Raw genomic sequence first — 18,183 nt, forward strand, 5'->3', positions numbered from 1 at the left:
AACCCGCCATGCCCCTGAAACAACAGCTTACCGACGACATGAAGACCGCGATGAAGAGCGGTGCCAAGCACGATCTGGGCGTGATCCGCCTGATGCTGGCGGCGATCAAGCAAAAGGAAGTCGACGAGCGCATCGAACTGGACGACGCCCAGGTGCTGGCGATCCTGGACAAGATGGTCAAGCAGCGGCGCGACTCGGTCAGCCAGTTCGAAGCGGCCGCGCGCGAGGACCTGGCCGTGATCGAGCGCGAGGAGATCCTGGTGATCGAGCGCTACCTGCCGGCCAAGCTGGACGAAGCGGCGATCAGCGCCGCCATCGACGCGGCCGTCAGCGAAACCGGTGCGACCGGGCCGGCCGACATCGGCAAGCTGATGGGCGTGCTGAAGCCCAAACTCGCCGGCCAGGCCGACATGGGCCTGGTGTCGAAGCTGGTGAAGCAGCGCCTGAGCGCGTAAGCGCGTCTTGCGGCAACCGACCACCAAGCCATGACGGACCGTCATATGCGCATCCGCGAGCTCACCGAGCGACTCCAGCAAAGCTGGCCGGCGAAGTTTGTCCAGCGGTTCATCGCCTACGACATCCTCGCCCTCGCCGCGGCGCTGTCGTTCTACACGCTGCTCTCGCTGGCGCCGCTGGTGGTGATGCTGCTGTGGCTGACGACCTCGCTGTACCCCGCCGCGCAGGGCGAGTTCTTCCATCAGATCGGCCTGCTTGTCGGCCCGCAGGTCGAGCAGACCGCGCGCCTGATCGTCGCCAATGCGGAGGAGCGGCCCGGCACCGGCTCGCTGGCGGCGAGCCTGGGCGCGATCGCGCTGCTGGTGGGTGCATCGATGGTGTTCGGCCAGCTGCAGGTGGCGCTGAACCGGGTCTTCCGCAGCGATGCGGCGCGACTGGGCGGCATGCTGGCCTGGCTGCGCAAGCGCCTGCTGTCCTTCGGCATGGCGCTGGGGGTGGGCTTCCTGCTGGTGGTCTCGATGGCCGCGCAGGCGGCGCTGGCGATCATGCTGCGCTGGTTGCCCGACCTGATGCCGGTGCTGGCGGAACTGGTGTCGTTCCTGCTCTATACGGTCGTGTTCTCGCTGATCTACCGCCTGCTGCCGGACCGCCCGGTCAGCCGGCGACGGGCGCTCCTGGGCGGCGCGATGACCTCGGCGCTGTTCATGGTCGGGCGCTGGGCGATCGGCCTGTACCTGGGCCAGTCCACGCTGGGCAACGCCTACGGCCCGGCCGGCGGCCTGGTGGTGATGCTGGTCTGGCTGTACTACTGCGCGGTGGTGTTCCTGGTCGGCGCGCTGATCACCGCGATGCTGGATGAACACGCGCGGGTAAAGCGCCGACTGGCCGACGAGCACGCAGCCGGCGACGCCGCCGAGGCGACCGCCGCGGCGGATCCGGCGGCGACCAACCACGCCCCCACTGCCTGAGCCCAGCCGGCGCGCACCGGTACGGCGTCGGTGGCATCCTAACGTCCCCTTCCTGACGAGACGGATGTCCGACGGACACGCCGGACACCCCTGTATGGCCCGTATTCCCGACGCCTTCATTGACGACCTGCTCGCCCGCTCCGACCTGGTCGAGGTGATCGGCGCGCGGGTGCCGTTGAAGCGCCAGGGCAAGGAATACTCCGCCTGTTGCCCGTTCCACGACGAGCGCACGCCCAGTTTCACCGTGTCCCCGGCCAAGCAGTTCTATTACTGCTTCGGCTGCCAGGCCAGCGGCACCGCGATCAGCTTCCTGATGAACTACGACCGGCTCGAGTTCCTCGACGCGGTCGACGAGCTGGCCCGCCACGCCGGCATGGAAGTCCCGCGCGACACCCTGCAGCGCAACGCCAGCCCCGACGGGCAGGCCCTGTTCGACGCCATGAGCGCGGCGGCGACTTTCTTCCAGCGCCAGCTGGTCCACAGCACACGGGCGCAGGCCTACCTGGACGGACGCGGCGTCGATGCCGGCATCCGCGAGCGCTTCGGGATCGGCTACGCGCCCGACAGTTTCACCGCGCTGCGCGACGCGCTGGGCACCGATCCGCGCCGGCTGGCATTGCTGGAACGCGGCGGGCTGTTCTCCAGCAACGACAGCGGACGCAGCTACGACAAGTTCCGCGACCGGGTGATCTTCCCGATCCACGACCGCCGCGGCCGCGCGATCGCCTTCGGCGGCCGGGTGCTGGATGCCCAGGACAACCCGAAGTACCTCAATTCCCCGGAAACCGAGCTGTTCCACAAGGGCCGCGAGCTGTACGGCCTGTGGCAGGTGCGCCAAGCGCACAACAAGATCCCGCGGCTGATCGTGGTCGAGGGCTACATGGATGTCGTTGCGCTGTTCCAGCACGGCGTGGACACCGCGGTGGCGACCCTGGGCACCGCCACCACGCCCGATCACGCCGAACTGCTGTTCCGCAACGCTCCGGACGTCTTCTTCTGTTTCGACGGCGACCGCGCCGGCCGCGCCGCGGCGTGGAAGGCGGTCGAATCGATCCTGCCGCGGATGAAGGACGGCCGCCAGGCGTTCTTCCTGTTCCTGCCCGACGGCGAGGACCCCGACAGCATCGTGCGCGCCGAAGGCGCCGCCGGGTTCGACAAGCGCCTGGCCGCGGCCACCCCGCTGTCGCAGTTCCTGTTTGATTCGCTGTCGGTCGACGCCAACCTGACCACGCTGGAGGGCAAAGGCCGGCTGGCCGAGCGCGCCAAACCGCTGCTGGCGCAGATCCCCGACGGCGCCTTCGCCGACCTGATGCAGCAGCGCCTGACCGCGTTGACCGGGGTAGGCGCACGCGAGCCGGCATCTGCGCCGCGACCGGCCGCGCTGCGCAGCCGCAACAGCCATGGCGTGGCGGCACCGCGTCGCAGCCTGGTGCGCACGGCGATCATGCTGTTGCTGCACCAGCCAGCGCTGGCGATGGAACTCGAGCCGCCCTTCCCGTTTGCCAGCCTGCAGCAGCCCGGCGTGGACCTGCTGCTGGACGTGCTGGGGGTGATCTTCGAACGGCCCGACATCACCACCGGCGCTCTGGTCGCCCACTTCGAAGGCCGCGAGGAGCACGCGGCGCTGCAGAAGCTGGCGGCAACCACGGTGCCCGGCGACGACACCGCGCCGCGAACGATCCTGCTTGACACCATCGCCCAGCTCGACCGGCAGAGCCGGCACCAGCGCCTGACCGAACTGCAGGGCCGGCTGGCAACCCTCAGTGATGAGGACAAGGCCGAGCTGCGCGCGCTGCTGAGCACCCGTTTCGACTAGCGGCGACAGCTCTGCGGGCAGCCGCACTCCGACCACCGGGCTTCCAGGGCCTTCAACCGACCGGGACGAACTCCAGCGGCGAGCCGGGCTGCAGGAACGGCAGCAGCCAGTGGTCCAGCAGCAGGAACGCGAACAGCGCCATCAGGTAGACGATGGAGAACCCAAACACCTTCATCGCGTACAGCTCGTCGGGCGGGTCCATCAGGCGCCAGGCGTAATACAGGAACGCCGCGCCCAGCACCGCCGCGCCGCCCAGGTAGAGATCGCCGCTCATGCCGATGATCCGCGGCAGCATCGTCACCAGCACCAGCAACACGGTGTAGAACAGGATCTGCCAGCGCGTGTATTCCACCCCGTGGGTGACCGGCAGCATCGGCACCAGCGCCTTGGCATAATCGGCGCGACGGAAGATCGCCAGCGCCCAGAAATGCGGCGGCGTCCACACGAAGATGATCAGCACCAGCAGCAGCGCATGCGCCCAGTCCCACGGGTTCTGCATGCCGGTCACGGCCGACCAGCCCAGCAGCGGCGGCGCCGCGCCGGCAAGCCCGCCGATGACGATATTCTGCGGCGTGGCGTGCTTGAGGTAGACGGTGTAGATCACCGCGTAGCCGATCATCGAGGCAAAGGTCAGCACCGCGGTGAGGACGTTCACCCACACCAGCAGGATCAGCATCGACAGCCCGGCCAGCGCCAGCGCGAACACCAGCGCCTGCCGCGGGGTGACCTGGCCGACCACGATCGGCCGCCACGAGGTGCGCGCCATCTCCGCATCGATGCGCGCATCCAGCAACTGGTTGATGGTCGCCGCCGAGGCCGCCGCCAGCCAGATGCCGAGAAAGCCCAGCACCGATTCCTTCAGCGGCGGCAATCCGGGCACGGCCAGGAACATGCCGATCGCGGCGGTGAAGATGATCAGCGCAACCACCCGCGGCTTGGTCAGCGACCAGTACTCCCGACACAGCGTCGCAAACGTACGCTCCATCACGCGTCCGGAGCGCGAATCCGCGCCAGCAGGGAGACGAGGACAAACAACAGCAGCACCGCGCCGGCGTTGTGCAACACCGCGGTCCACAGCGGCAGCGCCAGCTTCACGTTGGCGATGCCGAGGCTGGCCTGCGCGATGATCGCCAGCCCCAGCAGGCTGGCCCATCCGCGCATCCCCGGCCGCCGTGCGAGGCGCCACGCCAGCCACAGCAGGTAGGCGGCCAGCACCACGGCCATCAGGCGGTGGGCCATCTGGATCGCGATGCGGCTGGCGCCATCCAGCACCCCGCCCTCGTAGTCCACGCCGATGCCGCGCCAGAGCACGAAGCCTTCGCGGAAATCGGTCGGCGGCCACCAGCGGCCCACGCAGGTCGGGAAGTCGACGCCGCACGCGAGCGCGGCATAGTTGGCGCTGGTCCAGCCCCCCAGCGCGATCTGCACGGTGAGCAGCGCCAGCCCGGCCATCAGCCAGCGGCGCAGCTTCAGCGCATCGGCCAGCTGGATCGGCAGGTCGGTGGCGCGCCACGCCATCCACAGCAGCAGCGAGAACGTCAGCAGTCCGCCCAGCAGATGGCCCATCACCACCAGCGGCTTCAACAGCCAGGTGACCGTCCACATGCCCAGCAACGCCTGGAACACGATCACCGCAAGGGTGACGACCGCGACCCGCGCCAGGTCCAGATTGCTCCAGCGCAGCGCGGCAAACAGCAGCACCGCCTCGCCGGCCACGGCAAGCGCGGCGGCGGGAGGATGCAGACCGCGCATGTACAGCGGGATCGCGATGGCCACCATCAGCGAGGCGGCGATGATCTGCGCCATCCCGTATTGGCGTCGGCGGGCGGCCAGCAGCGCCAAGGCCAGGGTCAGCACACCGAGCGCGCCGGCGATCATGCGGTGGAACTGCTCGCGCCAGGCCTTGTGCACCTCGACCGGGCGGATCGCAAGCGCCGCGTGGCCGTCGCCCTGGTCCACCGTGGTGGGCCACGCCGCACGTCCATAGCAGGTGGGCCAGTCCGGGCAGCTCAGGCCGGCATCGGACAGGCGCACGAACGCACCGAACACGATCACCCCAACCGCCAGCAGCACCGCCATCCACGCAAGGCGGTGGAAGTTGCGGGCGGGGCGGACCATGGCGGCGCGGGCGGAGGGAAGCTCGGGGAGGGCGGCGGTCATGCGGGTCTCATGCGGTGGCGCGGGCTGGAAGGTGTCGCGGACAGTATCGCGATCACATCAACTTCAACAGTTTGGCCAGATCGGCGCGCAGTCCGCCGGGGTCGAATCCGGGCGCGTAGCGCAGCACCACGAACCCGTTGGGATCGATCACGTAGACCGGGACGCCGGCCGGGTCGTCCAGGCCAGCGATGCGCTCGCGCCATTGGCCGGCACCGCGGACCACCTGCAGCGTCCGCGGCACCTGCGCATCCCCGGGCGGCAGGCAGGCGGCGCCGTCGCAGACCCACAGGATGTGGACCCGGTCGGCGTCCTTGCCGAACAGGCGCCAGACCGTATCCAGATCGTGCGCGAGCCGCTCGCATTCGCTGCCACAGTCGTCGGGCGGGGCAAGCATGATCCGCCACGTGCGCTCGCCGGGATTCCACGGATACGCGCCGCCCGAGGCCGTCTGCGGCACCAGCTCGCGCAGGTCGGTCGGCGGCTGCAACAACTCGCCGTGGTTCTTGCGGCCTTCGGGCTGCCAGCCGGAAAACCGCAGGGCGCCGGCAATCAGCATGCTGCCGAAGAACAGCACGCCGATCGCGACCAGCATCGCGCGGTTGCGGTTGCGTGCGCGCACATCCACCGGCGGCGGGGGCTCAGGATTACTCATCAGTGGTGTCCATGTTCGGCAGGCGCCTGCGGCGCCGGGGGGTGCGGAAAGTGAGGATCAACGCGGTGGCCAGCACCGCCAGCGCGAGGCCGAACCATTGCAGCGCATAGCCGCGGTGCTTGGCCGGTGGCAGGGTGTTGGGCAGCAGGGCGAGGTCGCGTTCGTATCCCAGCGGCGAGGCCGGGTCCAGCCGCAGCACCCGCGGCGCCAGCGGCGTTCCGGCGGCGTCGCTGATCGCCGCGAGGTCCACGCGCAGCATCAGCCAGCCCTCGGCCTGCTCGGCCATGCCGGCGCCCAGCGCTATGCCGCCCGACGGCGGCGGCGAGAGCAGCCCTTCGATGGTGAGGTGGCCCGCCGGGCGCTCCACCGAGGGCATCGTCCGGTCGCCCGGCAGGGGCAGCCAGCCCAGGTCGACCAGCAATGGCATTCCGTGGTCCGGCCGGAAGATACGGTAGGCCTGGACCCCGACGCGCCCCTCGCGCTGCTGGTTGTCGAGCAGCCATTGCGGGCCCGCAGCGAACTCGCCGCTGCCGCGCGCCCACTGGTAGCCGTCCCGCGAGTGCGAATCGGCGGCAGTATCCAGTCCCAGCGGCTGGCGCGACGCCAGCACCTGCGCGGCCTGGTCGAGCATCGCCTGTTTTTCCACCGCCCGCTGCAGCTGCCACACCCCCAGCCGCGCAAAGCCGGCGATGACCGCCAGGGCGAGCAACCAGCCCACGATAAGCTGCGACCTGCGACTCATGTCATGTCCACGCCACGCTGCGATAATGTCGACCCGCAGGCCGAAGGCCGGACTGGGCGCATCGGCGCTGGAGCATATTGATGAAGACCCTGGTGATCGTCGGCTTCCTGATCCTGATTCTCTGGAACCTGGGCGCCGGCCTGTATTACATGTTGGTCGACAAGGGCGAGAGCAAGCGCACCGTCAACGCCCTGACCCGCCGCGTCGCCCTGTCGATCGCGATGATCCTGGTGGTGGTCATCGCCGCCAAGATGGGCTGGATCCAGTTTCACGGCGTCAACGGCTGAGCGTCCGGCTCGGGAGAGACCGCGCGCCGGGACGGTAGCCACGATCGTTGCGGCCGACGGCCGCGGTTCCAACCGTCGGCTTAACGGGCGCGCCAAGTGATGACGGCGGATGACGCCTGCGCGTGCAGCGCTGCCCTCGGGGCGGCAGCGGCGCGTCGTTCCGATGCGTGTCGCGGACGCCTCGCCTACAGCACGTAGACGAAGATGAAGAGCATCAGCCACACCACGTCCACGAAGTGCCAGTACCAGGCGACGGCCTCGAAGCCGAAGTGGTCGTCCTTGCTGAAATGGCCCTTCAGGCAACGGAACCAGATCACCGCCAGCATGATCGTGCCCAGGGTCACGTGGGCGCCGTGGAAGCCGGTCAGCAGGTAGAAGGTCGAACCGTAGATGCCCGAGCCCATGGTCAGGTTGAGCTCGGAGTAGGCGTGGATGTACTCCTCGGCCTGGAAGAACAGGAACGTGCAACCCAGCAGCACGGTCAGCCCCAGGCCGACCAGCAGCGCGGTGCGGCGGCCGGCCTTCAGCGCGTGGTGGGCGGCGGTGATGGTCACCCCCGAGGTCAGCAGGATCAGGGTGTTGACCAGCGGCAGTCCCCACGCCGGCACGGTCTGGTAGGTACCGCCGATGGCGGCCGGCCCGTTGCTCGGCCACGCCGCGCTGAACCCGTCCCACAGCAGCGCGTTGGTCATCATCCCATCGCCCGCGCCGCCCAGCCACTGCAGCGACAACTGCCGGGCGTAGAACAACGCGCCAAAAAAAGCGCCGAAGAACATCACCTCCGAGAAGATGAACCAGATCATCCCCATCCGGAATGAGACATCGACCTGACGGTTGTACTTGCCGCTGACGGACTCGCGGATCACATCGCCGAACCAGCCGAAGAACACCGCGATCATCAGCACCACGCCGACGATGAACGTCCAGCGGCCCCAGCTGGTCTGGTTCAACCAGGCGCCAGCGCCGGTCATCATCACGAACAGGGCGATGGACCCCAGGATCGGCCAGCGGCTGTGGTGCGGGACGAAATAGGCTTCTGGTGCTTGGACTTGGGCTTGGGCCATGGCGGCGGTTCCGTTATGCAATGGGTGCGATGGTGCAATCAGGGCGCGGACACCGGCACGGGTGCCGGGTGGTCCGCAGACGCCTGCTGGGCGGTGAGCGAGTCGTTCTTGAAGAAGGTGTAGGACAAGGTGAGCGTCTTGATGTCCTTGGGCAGGCCGGGGTCGACGATGAAGCGCACCGGCATGTCGCGCGACTCGCCGGCCGCCATGGTCTGGGCGGTGAAGCAGAAACACTCGGTCTTGCTGAAGTAGCCCGACGCCCGCGCCGGCGCCACCGAGGGCACCGCGCTGCCGACGATGGTGCGGTCGCTCTTGTTGTGGGCGAAGTAGGTCGTCTCGTACTGCTGGCCCGGACGCACCTGCATGCTCGCCTCGCCGGGCTTGAACGCCCACGGCAGCTTGGAGTTCACGCCGCCGTCGAACTGCACGGTGATCATCCGGTCCTCATCCACCACGCCCGGCCGGCGCGCGTCGCTGGCGGTGTTGTCGATGCGGATGCCGAAGACCTTCTGGCAGGCGATGCGGTACAGCGGCACCAGGCTGAAGCTGAAGGCGAAGGCGATCGCAGCGGCCACCAGCATCTTCGCCAGCCCGGTCGTGGCCCGGCGCGGGGCCGGGCTTGGATCCTGCCCGCTCATCGGCCGATCACTCCGCTGAGGATGAAACCGACGTAGATCACGACCGCCACCAACCAGATCCACAATGCGGTGCGCACGGCCGCCTTGCGGCGGCTCGCGAGCAGGTCATCGGGCAATTGGGGACGTTGGTCGGTCATTTTCCGGGCGAATCAGTGGGTGACATCGCCGTGGGCGAGGTCGCCGTCGCGGATCACCGGCGGCAGCGTGAAGGTGTGGTGCGGCGCCGGGCTGGGTACCGTCCACTCCAGACCACGCGCGCCTTCCCAGGAACGCATGGCCGCCCTGGCACCGTACTTCTTGGAATGCAGCAGGATGGCGAACATCAGGAACGGCGTGACGAACATGCCGAACGCGCCGATCGAGCTGACCAGGTTCCAGTCCGCGAACACGACGTTGTAGTCGGGGATGCGGCGCGGCATGCCGGCCAGGCCGAGGAAGTGCTGCGGGAAGAACAGCAGGTTGACGAACACCATCGTCCACCAGAAATGGATCTTGCCCCAGGTCTCGTTGTACATGCGGCCGGTCCACTTGGGCCACCAGTAGTACACCGCCGCGATCAGCGCCAGCACCGAGCCGGTCACCAGCACGTAGTGGAAGTGGGCGACCACGAAATAGGTGTCGTGGTACTGGAAGTCCGCGGGCACGATCGCCAGCATCAGGCCGGAGAAACCGCCGATGGTGAACAGGATCACGAACGCGACGGCGAACAGCATCGGCGTCTCGAAGGTGATCGAGCCGCGCCACATGGTAGTGACCCAGTTGAAGATCTTCACCCCGGTGGGGATGGAGATCAGCATAGTGGCGTACATGAAGAACAGCTCGCCGCCCAGCGGCATGCCAGCGGTGAACATGTGGTGCGCCCAGACGATAAACGACAGGAACGCGATCGCCGCGGTCGCGTAGACCATGGCCTGGTAGCCGAACAGCGGCTTGCGGCTGAAGGTCGGAATGATCTCGGAGACAATGCCGAACGCCGGCAGGATCATGATGTAGACCTCCGGGTGCCCAAAGAACCAGAAGATGTGCTGGTACATCACCGGATCACCGCCGCCGGCGGCGTTGAAGAAGGATGTCGCGAAGAACTTGTCGGTCAGCAGCATCGTGACCGCGCCGGCCAGCACCGGCATCACCGCGATCAGCAGGAACGCGGTGATCAGCCAGGTCCAGGTGAAGATCGGCATCTTCAGCAGGTCCATGCCCGGCGCGCGCATGTTGAGCACGGTGGCGATCACGTTGATCGCACCCATGATCGAGCTGACGCCCATCATGTGGATGGCGAAGATCTGGAAGGCCACGTTGGAGCCGCCCTGCAACGACAGCGGCGGGTACATGGTCCAGCCACCGCCCATCGCGCCGCCCGGCAGGAACAGGGTCATCAGCAGCATCGCGAAGGCGAACGGCAGGATCCAGAACGACCAGTTGTTCATGCGCGGCAGGGCCATGTCCGGCGCACCGATCTGCAGCGGGATCATCCAGTTGGCCAGGCCGACAAAGGCCGGCATCACGCCGCCGAAGATCATCACCAGCGCGTGCAGCGACGTCATCTGGTTGAAGAATTCCGGGTCGACGAACTGCAGGCCGGGCTGCGCCAGTTCGCTGCGAATGACCACAGAGAAAGCGCCGCCGATGATGAACATCACGAAGCTGAAAAGCAGGTACAGCGTGCCGATGTCCTTGTGGTTGGTGGACAGCAGCCAGCGTTCGACGAAACCCTGCTTGTGGGCGTGGTCGTCATGCGTATCGGTGACGGGGTGCGTGGCAGCCATGGCCTACCTCTGGGATTCGTTGGGTGCAAACGCCGGCATGGCGATCAGCGGGCGACCGCGACAGCAGCCGCGGGGTCGGTTTGGGTGGTGGATTCAGTGCTGGGCCGGGCGCTCTGCGGGACCGCGGTCGCGACATCCGCGCCGGCCTTCCTGGCGGCCAGCCACTGCTGGAACTCTTCCTTGGGCACCGCGCGCACCACGATCGGCATGAAGCCGTGGTCCTTGCCGCACAGCTCCGCGCACTGGCCGCGGTAGATGCCCGGGGTGTCGATGTCGGCCCAGGCTTCGTTGATGATTCCCGGCACGGCGTCCTGCTTCCAGCCCAGCGCCGGCACCCACCAGGAGTGGATGACATCGTCGGCGGTGATCACGAAGCGGACCTTGGTGTCGACCGGCAGCACCAGCTCGTTGTCGACTTCCAGCAGGTAGGTCGGGTGCTCGTCATGGCCGGGCACGATGCCGCTCTGGCGGATGCGGTCGTGCTCGCGGTCCAGCCGGCTGACGAAGCTGACGTCCTCGCCCAGGTACTCGTATTCCCACATCCACTGGTAACCGGTCACCTTGACCGTCATCTCCGAATCGCGGTGGTCGTACATCTTCACCAGCTTGGTGGTCGCCGGCGCGGCCATCGCCACCAGCAGGATCACCGGAATCAGGGTCCAGACGATCTCCAGGCGGGTGTTGTGGACGAACTTGGTGTCGGCGACCGCCCCGCGCGACTTGCGGAAGCGGAACATCGCGATGCCCATGGCAATGAACACCGCCACGCCGATGCCCAGGCAGATCCACAGGGCCAGCATGTGCGCGTCATAGGCGTTGTTGGACAGCGGCGTGACGCCGCGGCCCATGTTGAGCTGCCAGCGCACGGGGTCCGCGCTCTGGGCGAACGCCAACATCGGAGTCGCCATTGCGGCGAGCGCCATGGCGGTTTACGTGAAACGACCGGCTTTCATCAATTCGAGCCCCAAGATCCGCTTGTTAGTCAGGTGGTGATGCTGTTCCGCTCCGCGGGTAGCCACTGCGAGGTCCGCGCCGGAGTGCCGCGGGTGGTCGAAGGGTGCCGGCGAGCCCGCCCGGGGCCCGTCACGTCGATGCAGACGCTACGGATAGTCCGCAGAAGGGTATCCCCGTGGATGGATCGCGGCAAGCGATCCCCTGCCAGAGTCACGCCGCAGTGTCCTTGATCCGGATCATCGCCGGCGAGCCGTCTGCCCGCTGAACGCGCGTCGACGCCCAGCTGAACCGCCCGTGGCCGGTGTCGCCCGGACGGCCTGAAAGCCCCACTGTGCAAGGCATCGGGCAGGGTTTGCCCCTAGACTATGCCCCTGCCATTTCCTGGCGGCTTTCCGTCGCCCTGCCTGAGCGGTATCGATGACCATCCCATCTCCTTTTCCCGGCCTGTCGACGCCGCCTGTGCCGTTGATCAGTCCCGAGTTGCCCCCCGCCGGTTCCGGTTCCCGCGCCGCGCTGGCCGCCGCGTGGTCGCGCGACGAGGCCAGCCACGTGCGCCAGTTGGCCGAGCAGGCCACCCTGCCGCCGGCCGAACAGGCCGCGGTGCAGGCGATGGCCGCCGACCTGGTCCGTCGCGTGCGCGCGCGCGCATCCGAGCAGGGCGCCATCGAGGCCTTCATGCGCCAGTACGACCTGGGCAGCGAGGAAGGCGTGCTGCTGATGTGCGTGGCCGAGGCCCTGCTGCGCATTCCCGATCCGATCACCACCGACAAGCTGATCCGCGACAAGCTCGGCGATGCGGACTGGAAGCGCCACGTCGGCCAGTCCGATTCGGTGCTGGTCAACGCATCGACCTGGGGACTGATGCTGACCGGGCGGCTGGTCGACCTCGCCGATGGCACCAAGCGCGACGTGCACGGCGCGTTCTCGCGGCTGGTGGGCCGGCTCGGCGAGCCGGTGATCCGCCTGGCCGTGCGCCAGGCGATGCGGATCATGGGCCACCAGTTCGTCATGGGCCGCACCATCGGCGAGGCCCTGGCGCGGGCAAAGAAGGGCGACAACGCCCACTACCGCTACTCCTACGACATGCTCGGCGAAGCCGCGCTGACCGCCGCCGACGCGGCGCGCTACCTGCAGTCCTACCGTGACGCGATCACGGCCATCGGCAGCAGCGCCAGCTACGTCGGCAGCGACGTGTTCGCCACGCCCAGCATCTCGGTCAAGTTGTCGGCGCTGCATCCGCGCTACCAGCACGCCCAGCGCAGGCGCGTGCTCACCGAGCTGACCCCGCGGGTGCTCGAGCTGGCCCAGCTGGCGCGGCGCCATGGCATCGGCTTCACCGTCGACGCCGAGGAAGCCGACCGCCTGGAGCTGTCGCTGGACGTGTTTGCCGCCGCCTATACCGACGCTTCCCTGGAGGGCTGGAACGGTTGCGGGCTGGCGATCCAGGCGTACCAGAAGCGCGCGCCGGAAGTGATCGACTTCATCGCCGACCTGGCCCGCCGCACCGGCCGCCGGATCCCGGTCCGGCTGGTCAAGGGCGCCTACTGGGACAGCGAGATCAAGCGTGCCCAGGTCGATGGCTACCCCGGCTATCCGGTGTTCACCCGCAAGCCCAACACCGACGTGTCCTATCTGGCCAACGCACGGCGCATGCTGGCGGCGGCCGATGCGATCTACCCGATGTTCGCCACCCACAACGCGCAGACCATCGCCGCCGTGCACGCAATGGCCAACCGCGACGGCCAGCGCGTCGAGTTCGAGTTCCAGAAGCTGCACGGCATGGGCGATGACCTGTATGCCGAGGTGATCCCCGCCGACCGCCTGGACGTGCCCTGCCGGGTCTACGCGCCGGTCGGCAGCCACGAGGACCTGCTGCCCTATCTGGTCCGCCGGCTGCTGGAGAACGGCGCCAACTCCAGCTTCGTCAACAGCATCACCGACGAGAGCGTGCCCGTTGCCGACCTGGTGCGCGATCCGCTGCAGGCGGTGGCCGCGTTCGACAGCATCCCCCACCCGCGCATCCCGCTGCCGGTGGATGTCTTCCGTAGTTACGCCGATTCACTGAAGTATTGCGACAGGAGCAATTCGATGGGCGTCAATCTTGCCGACGATGACCGGCTGCGCGAGCTGGCCGAGCAGGTCAACCACGCCGCGGCCCAGGAATGGCGCGCCGCGCCGCTGGTGCCGGGCGCCACCCCGTCGGGCGACACCCGCGCGGTGACCAATCCGGCCGATCGCCGGCAGGTGGTCGGCCACTGGCTGCCGGCGAGCACCGAGGTGGTCGAGAAAGCGCTCAGCAACGCGGTGGCCGCGTTCCCCAAGTGGAACCTGACCCCGGCGGCGGACCGCGCGGCGATCCTGGAGCGCGCCGCCGACATGCTGGAGTCGCGCATGGGCGAGTTCATCGCGATGTGCACGCGCGAGGCGGGCAAGTCGATTGCCGACGGCGTCGGTGAGGTCCGCGAGGCGGTCGACTTCCTGCGCTATTACGCCAGCCAGGCGCGGATCATGTTCGAGCCCGAGCCGCTGCCCGGTCCCACCGGCGAGTCCAACACCCTGGAGATCGGCGGGCGCGGCGTGTTCGTCTGCATCAGCCCGTGGAACTTCCCGCTGGCGATCTACCTGGGCCAGGCGGCCGCTGCACTGGCCTCGGGCAACACCGTGATCGCCAAGCCGGCCGAGCAGACCAACCTGATCGGCTATGCCGCCACGCGCCTGATGCACGAAGCCGGCATTCCGGAGGAGGTGCTGCAGTTCGTGCCCGGCGAGGGCGCCACCGTGGGCGCGGCATTGACCGGGGACCGCCGCATCGCCGGCGTCGCCTTCACCGGATCCAACGAGACCGCCAACGCGATCAACCGCGCGCTGGCCGCACGCGACGGCGCGATCGGCACCCTGATCGCCGAGACCGGCGGCCAGAACGCGCTGATCGCCGACTCCTCCGCGTTGCCCGAGCAGCTGGTGCAGGACGCGATGAACTCGGCCTTCACCTCGGCGGGCCAGCGCTGCTCGGCGGCGCGGGTGTTGTTCGTGCAGGAGGACATCGCCGACAAGGTGGTGACGATGCTCGCCGGCGCGATGGCCGAGCTGAAAGTCGGCGACCCCGGCCTGCTGTCCACCGACGTGGGCCCGGTGATCGACAACGACGCGCTGGAGATGCTGCAGAAACACGCCGACCGCATGGACCGCGAAGCCACCCCGATCGCGGTGGTGCAGCTGGACGAGGACACCGCGCACGGCACGTTCTTCGCGCCGCGCGCCTACGAGCTGCGCTCGCTCGACCAGTTGAAGAAGGAAGTGTTCGGGCCGGTGCTGCACGTGCTGCGCTGGAAGGCCGACGACCTGGACGGGGTGATCGACGCGATCAACTCCACCGGCTACGGCCTGACGCTGGGCGTGCACTCGCGCATCGATGCCACGGTGGACCGGATCGCGGCGCGCGCGCGCGTTGGCAACTGCTACGTCAATCGCAACCAGATCGGTGCGGTGGTCGGCGTGCAGCCCTTCGGCGGGCAGGGACTGTCGGGCACCGGCCCCAAGGCCGGCGGACCGCAGTACATGACCCGCTTCACCACCGAGAAGACCGTCACCATCAACACCACGGCGTCCGGTGGCAACGCCTCGCTGCTGACGCTGGGCGACTGACCCTGAGCGGTTGATCCTGCATGGATGATCCACTCCCCCCCTGCCCTTGCCGCATTGCATCCGTGCATGCGACGGGGGCGCCGCGGGGATGCATCGGCGTCACAGCCACCTGTGCGATAAAAGTGCGGCGCAGCCACTGCGCCAGCACCAGGTGACCCATGCCCGACGAGATCGACAAGGACGCGCGCAAGCGCGACGACGAGGCGGCCGAGGCGCGTGACGAAGCCGAGGTCGAGGAAACCCTGAAGGAGGAATCCGACAGCGGATTCTCGCTCTCGGACGAGGAGCGGCGCGACGTCGAGGAGCGCGGTGCGCCGCGCGCGGCGCTGTTGCACGAGATCATCCGCCGCGCCGGCCAAGAGGAGCTCAAGCGCAACATCGCCACGCTGGCCTGGTCGGCGTTTGCGGCCGGGCTGACGATGGGGTTCTCCTTCCTCGCCCGCGGCGTGCTGCACCGGCACATGGAGGGGTTGCCCGGCGCGTTCCTGATCGACTCGATGGGCTACACCTTCGGCTTCCTGGCGGTGATCGTGGCCCGCCAGCAGCTGTTCACCGAGAACGTGCTCACCGCCGTGCTGCCGCTGATGACCAAGCCCAGCGCGCACAATTTCGGTCGCCTGCTGCGCCTGTGGTCGGTGGTGCTGGCGGGCAACCTGGTCGGGGCGACCGTGTTTGCCTTCGGCCTGCTGCATATGCAGCAGTTCGATGCCGCCGGGCAGGCGGCCTTCGTCGCGATCGGGCACGAGCTGATGGAGAACAGTGCGCTGGAGATGTTCACCAAGGGCATCTTGGCCGGCTGGATCATCGCGATGATGGTCTGGATGATGGAGGCCACCGAGCGCGCACGCGTGGCAATTATCCTGATCTGCACCTACCTGATCGCGATAGGCGGATTCACCCATATCGTGGTCGGTTCGGCGGAGGCGATGTACATGGTGTTCGCCGGCGAGTCCTCGTTTGCCGACGCCGCGCTGCGCTTCGCCCTGCCCACCCTGGCCGGCAACGTCGTCGGCGGCAGCCTGATCTTCGCCCTGCTCAGCCACGCCCAGGTGCGCAGCGGCGGCGAGTGATCGGACGCGAGCAGGCGAGATGCGCCGGAGGGCCGCTGACCGGACGCCCGGTTGATCGCCCTGCCCGGCCGGACGCCTACACCAGTGCGCCGCCGCAGCTGGAGCCCTGTCCCGCCGTGCAGCCGTAGCAGTGTTGCGCTGTGGCGATCGCGCGGGTCACCGGACCGCCGAGCAGGTCGCGCAGGTGCGGCCGGGGTGCATCGGGGGCGGAGGGTTCGCGCGCGCCCAGCGGCAGGTGCAGCATCTGGTTGAAATCGCAGTCGTAGACATGGCCCAGGTAGTCGACGCTGATCAACGAGCGGCACATCACCCCGGCCAGGTTTTCCGTGCGGTGCGCCTGCTTCAGGGTCGCCATGTAGGGGGCGAACTCGCCCTTGGACACAAGCCACGAGCCGTAGCGCTGGATCGGCATGTTCGCCATCGTGTAGAGCCGGTTGAACACGATGCCGAAGTCGTCCTGCAGCAGGCGCCGGTAGTCGGCCTGCAGCTGCGCCTGCGGGGGCGGCAGGAACGCACCGTTGGGGTTGTAGACGAGGTTCAGGACCAGCCCACTGCCGGGCTGCCCGTAGCCCAGCGTGTTGAGGGTCCGCAGCGCGCGGATGGAGGCCTCGAACACGCCTTTGCCGCGCTGCTCGGTGACATTCTGCTCGCTGTGACAGGGCAGCGAGGCGATCGCCTCCACGCTATGGCGGGCCAGGAATTCGCCCACCCAGTCGTAGCCAGGCTCTTCCATGATGGTCGGGTTGAGCCGGTCCATGACATGCAGGCCGGCATCGCGGGCCTGCTCGACCAGCCAGCGGAAGTGCGGATTCATCTCCGGCGAGCCGCCGGTCACGTCAAGCGTGCCCACACCGTGGCGGGCGGCCACCTGCAGCGCGAGCTCCATCGTCGGCCGGTCCATCAGCTCGGTCCGGCGCGGGCCGGCGGCGACGTGGCAATGGATGCAGCTGAGGTTGCACAGATAGCCCAGGTTGAGCTGCAGGGTCTGCAGCCGGCCACGCGTGATGCGCGGGAAATCGCTGTCGCGCAGCAGCGGCCAGGTGTCATGCATCGGGGGTTTCCTTGTCGGCGAAGCGAGCCGGCGCTGGTCCGGCCACCGGCGCGGCGCGGAAGGGCTGCAGCAGCAGCGCGGGCAGCCCGAGCCCGTCAGGCGTGCGCCATTGGCTCAGGCCGATCGGCATCTCGCGCTCCGGACGCAGCGGGCGTGGCGTGTAGCTGCCAAAGAGTCGATCCCAGGCCGACAGCAGGAAGCCGTAGTTGCTGTCGGTCTCATGGCGCAGCACCGAGTGGTGGGTGCGGTGCATCGAGGGGGTCACCACGGCCGCGCGCAGCCACGGCTCGACGCGCGGCGGGAACGCGAAGTCGGCGTGGGTGAACAGGCTGGCGGCCGCGAGCAGTATCTCGAACGCGACCACGCCCAGCGCCGGCGCGCCCAGCAGATAGACCAGGGTCAGCTTGATCCCCATCGAGAAGGCCATTTCCAGCGGGTGGAAGCGCACCCCCAGGGTGACGTCGAAGCCCAGGTCGGTGTGGTGCACGCGGTGCATCCGCCACAGGAGCGGGACGGTATGCAGCAATCGGTGCTGGGCGTAGATCGCGGCGTCCATCACCAGCACCGTGAGCCCGATCTCGAGCCACGCCGGCAACCCCAGCAGGCCGAACAAGCCGCCGCCGCGTGAGTGCACCGACATCGCCACCGCGACGGCCAGCACCGGAAAGACCAGCCGCAGCAGCCCGGTGTTGATGAGCATCAGGCCCAGGTTCGCCAGCTGCCGGCGCGCCGGGCGGGCGTCGCCGCGCGCGGGCCAGATGCGCTCGGCGATGGCCAGCGCGCCGAGCACGGCGACGAAGCTGCCCAGACGCAGGGCGGCTTCGTGCTGCATCACCCAGTCGCTCGGATTCATTGCGGCGCAGCCGGCACTGTGGAACGCAAGCTCGGGCGGCGCACGCGTGGGCGGGCGCGAA

17 protein-coding genes are annotated in these 18,183 nt (G+C 68.4%); 6 read left to right on the forward strand and 11 right to left on the reverse strand.

All coding sequences use genetic code 11. The features are described 5' to 3' along the window. Positions 1–8 precede the first annotated feature (8 nt). The 3 genes from INQ40_RS11515 (at position 9) to dnaG (ending at position 3,240) form a co-directional block, all read left to right on the forward strand. Positions 9–455, forward strand: a complete 447-nt coding sequence (locus tag INQ40_RS11515; RefSeq protein WP_194340535.1) for a GatB/YqeY domain-containing protein — start codon at positions 9–11, stop codon at positions 453–455. Between the two features lie 45 nt (positions 456–500). Further along, positions 501–1,424, forward strand: a complete 924-nt coding sequence (locus INQ40_RS11520; protein WP_228482016.1) for a YihY/virulence factor BrkB family protein — start codon at positions 501–503, stop codon at positions 1,422–1,424. Positions 1,425–1,518: 94 nt separating this feature from the next. Next, on the forward strand, positions 1,519–3,240 hold the full coding sequence (dnaG, locus tag INQ40_RS11525; protein WP_194340537.1) for a DNA primase: 1,722 nt from the start codon (positions 1,519–1,521) through the stop codon (positions 3,238–3,240). Between the two features lie 52 nt (positions 3,241–3,292). On the opposite strand, the gene cyoE is transcribed toward dnaG, so the two are convergent. From cyoE to INQ40_RS11545, 4 genes are all read right to left on the reverse strand, one after another. Further along, positions 3,293–4,225 carry a heme o synthase gene (cyoE, locus tag INQ40_RS11530; RefSeq protein WP_194340538.1) on the reverse strand — a complete coding sequence of 311 codons (933 nt, stop codon included), beginning with the start codon at positions 4,223–4,225 and terminating at the stop codon, positions 3,293–3,295. Then, positions 4,225–5,358: a COX15/CtaA family protein gene (locus tag INQ40_RS11535; protein WP_194342551.1), complete on the reverse strand. Its 1,134-nt coding sequence runs from the start codon at positions 5,356–5,358 to the stop codon at positions 4,225–4,227. Before INQ40_RS11535 ends, cyoE begins: the two co-directional genes overlap by 1 nt. A gap of 94 nt (positions 5,359–5,452) precedes the next feature. Further along, the gene (locus tag INQ40_RS11540) at positions 5,453–6,052 is read right to left on the reverse strand and encodes a hypothetical protein (RefSeq protein ID WP_194340539.1); all 600 of its coding nucleotides are present in this window, start codon (positions 6,050–6,052) and stop codon (positions 5,453–5,455) included. Next, positions 6,045–6,794: an SURF1 family protein gene (locus INQ40_RS11545; RefSeq protein WP_194340540.1), complete on the reverse strand. Its 750-nt coding sequence runs from the start codon at positions 6,792–6,794 to the stop codon at positions 6,045–6,047. Before INQ40_RS11545 ends, INQ40_RS11540 begins: the two co-directional genes overlap by 8 nt. 80 nt (positions 6,795–6,874) lie before the next feature. On the opposite strand from INQ40_RS11545, the gene INQ40_RS11550 reads away from it, so the two are divergent. Continuing rightward, positions 6,875–7,081: a twin transmembrane helix small protein gene (locus INQ40_RS11550; RefSeq protein WP_193984715.1), complete on the forward strand. Its 207-nt coding sequence runs from the start codon at positions 6,875–6,877 to the stop codon at positions 7,079–7,081. A gap of 185 nt (positions 7,082–7,266) precedes the next feature. Here INQ40_RS11550 and INQ40_RS11555 read toward each other — a convergent pair whose 3' ends face one another. Genes INQ40_RS11555 through coxB form a run of 5 tightly spaced genes read right to left on the reverse strand, consistent with a single transcriptional unit; the run spans position 7,267 to position 11,472 of the window. Beyond that, positions 7,267–8,145, reverse strand: a complete 879-nt coding sequence (locus INQ40_RS11555) for a cytochrome c oxidase subunit 3 (protein ID WP_194340541.1) — start codon at positions 8,143–8,145, stop codon at positions 7,267–7,269. A gap of 38 nt (positions 8,146–8,183) precedes the next feature. Continuing rightward, positions 8,184–8,783 carry a cytochrome c oxidase assembly protein gene (locus INQ40_RS11560; protein ID WP_193984719.1) on the reverse strand — a complete coding sequence of 200 codons (600 nt, stop codon included), beginning with the start codon at positions 8,781–8,783 and terminating at the stop codon, positions 8,184–8,186. Next, positions 8,780–8,920, reverse strand: a complete 141-nt coding sequence (locus INQ40_RS11565) for a hypothetical protein (RefSeq protein WP_194340542.1) — start codon at positions 8,918–8,920, stop codon at positions 8,780–8,782. Before INQ40_RS11565 ends, INQ40_RS11560 begins: the two co-directional genes overlap by 4 nt. Before the next feature lie 12 nt (positions 8,921–8,932). Continuing rightward, the gene (gene ctaD / locus INQ40_RS11570) at positions 8,933–10,549 is read right to left on the reverse strand and encodes a cytochrome c oxidase subunit I (RefSeq protein WP_194340543.1); all 1,617 of its coding nucleotides are present in this window, start codon (positions 10,547–10,549) and stop codon (positions 8,933–8,935) included. Positions 10,550–10,593: 44 nt separating this feature from the next. Beyond that, entirely contained in the window at positions 10,594–11,472 is an 879-nt protein-coding gene (gene coxB / locus INQ40_RS11575; protein ID WP_194340544.1) for a cytochrome c oxidase subunit II, read from the reverse strand. Between the two features lie 448 nt (positions 11,473–11,920). Here coxB and putA point away from each other — a divergent pair, with 448 nt between their 5' ends. Both putA and INQ40_RS11585 read left to right on the forward strand, forming a co-directional pair. After that, entirely contained in the window at positions 11,921–15,148 is a 3,228-nt protein-coding gene (gene putA / locus INQ40_RS11580; RefSeq protein ID WP_194340545.1) for a bifunctional proline dehydrogenase/L-glutamate gamma-semialdehyde dehydrogenase PutA, read from the forward strand. Between the two features lie 158 nt (positions 15,149–15,306). Next, on the forward strand, positions 15,307–16,218 hold the full coding sequence (locus INQ40_RS11585; RefSeq protein WP_194340546.1) for a formate/nitrite transporter family protein: 912 nt from the start codon (positions 15,307–15,309) through the stop codon (positions 16,216–16,218). A gap of 76 nt (positions 16,219–16,294) precedes the next feature. Here INQ40_RS11585 and arsS read toward each other — a convergent pair whose 3' ends face one another. Beyond that, a complete protein-coding gene (arsS, locus tag INQ40_RS11590; RefSeq protein ID WP_194340547.1) occupies positions 16,295–17,269 on the reverse strand; it encodes an arsenosugar biosynthesis radical SAM (seleno)protein ArsS in 975 nt (324 codons plus the stop codon). Next, a complete protein-coding gene (locus tag INQ40_RS11595) occupies positions 17,262–18,122 on the reverse strand; it encodes a sterol desaturase family protein (protein ID WP_194340548.1) in 861 nt (286 codons plus the stop codon). The genes arsS and INQ40_RS11595 overlap by 8 nt, the downstream gene beginning before the upstream one ends. Positions 18,123–18,183: the final 61 nt, after the last annotated feature.

This window comes from Lysobacter sp. H21R4, from assembly GCF_015277535.1.
Classification (GTDB): domain Bacteria; phylum Pseudomonadota; class Gammaproteobacteria; order Xanthomonadales; family Xanthomonadaceae; genus Novilysobacter; species Novilysobacter ciconiae.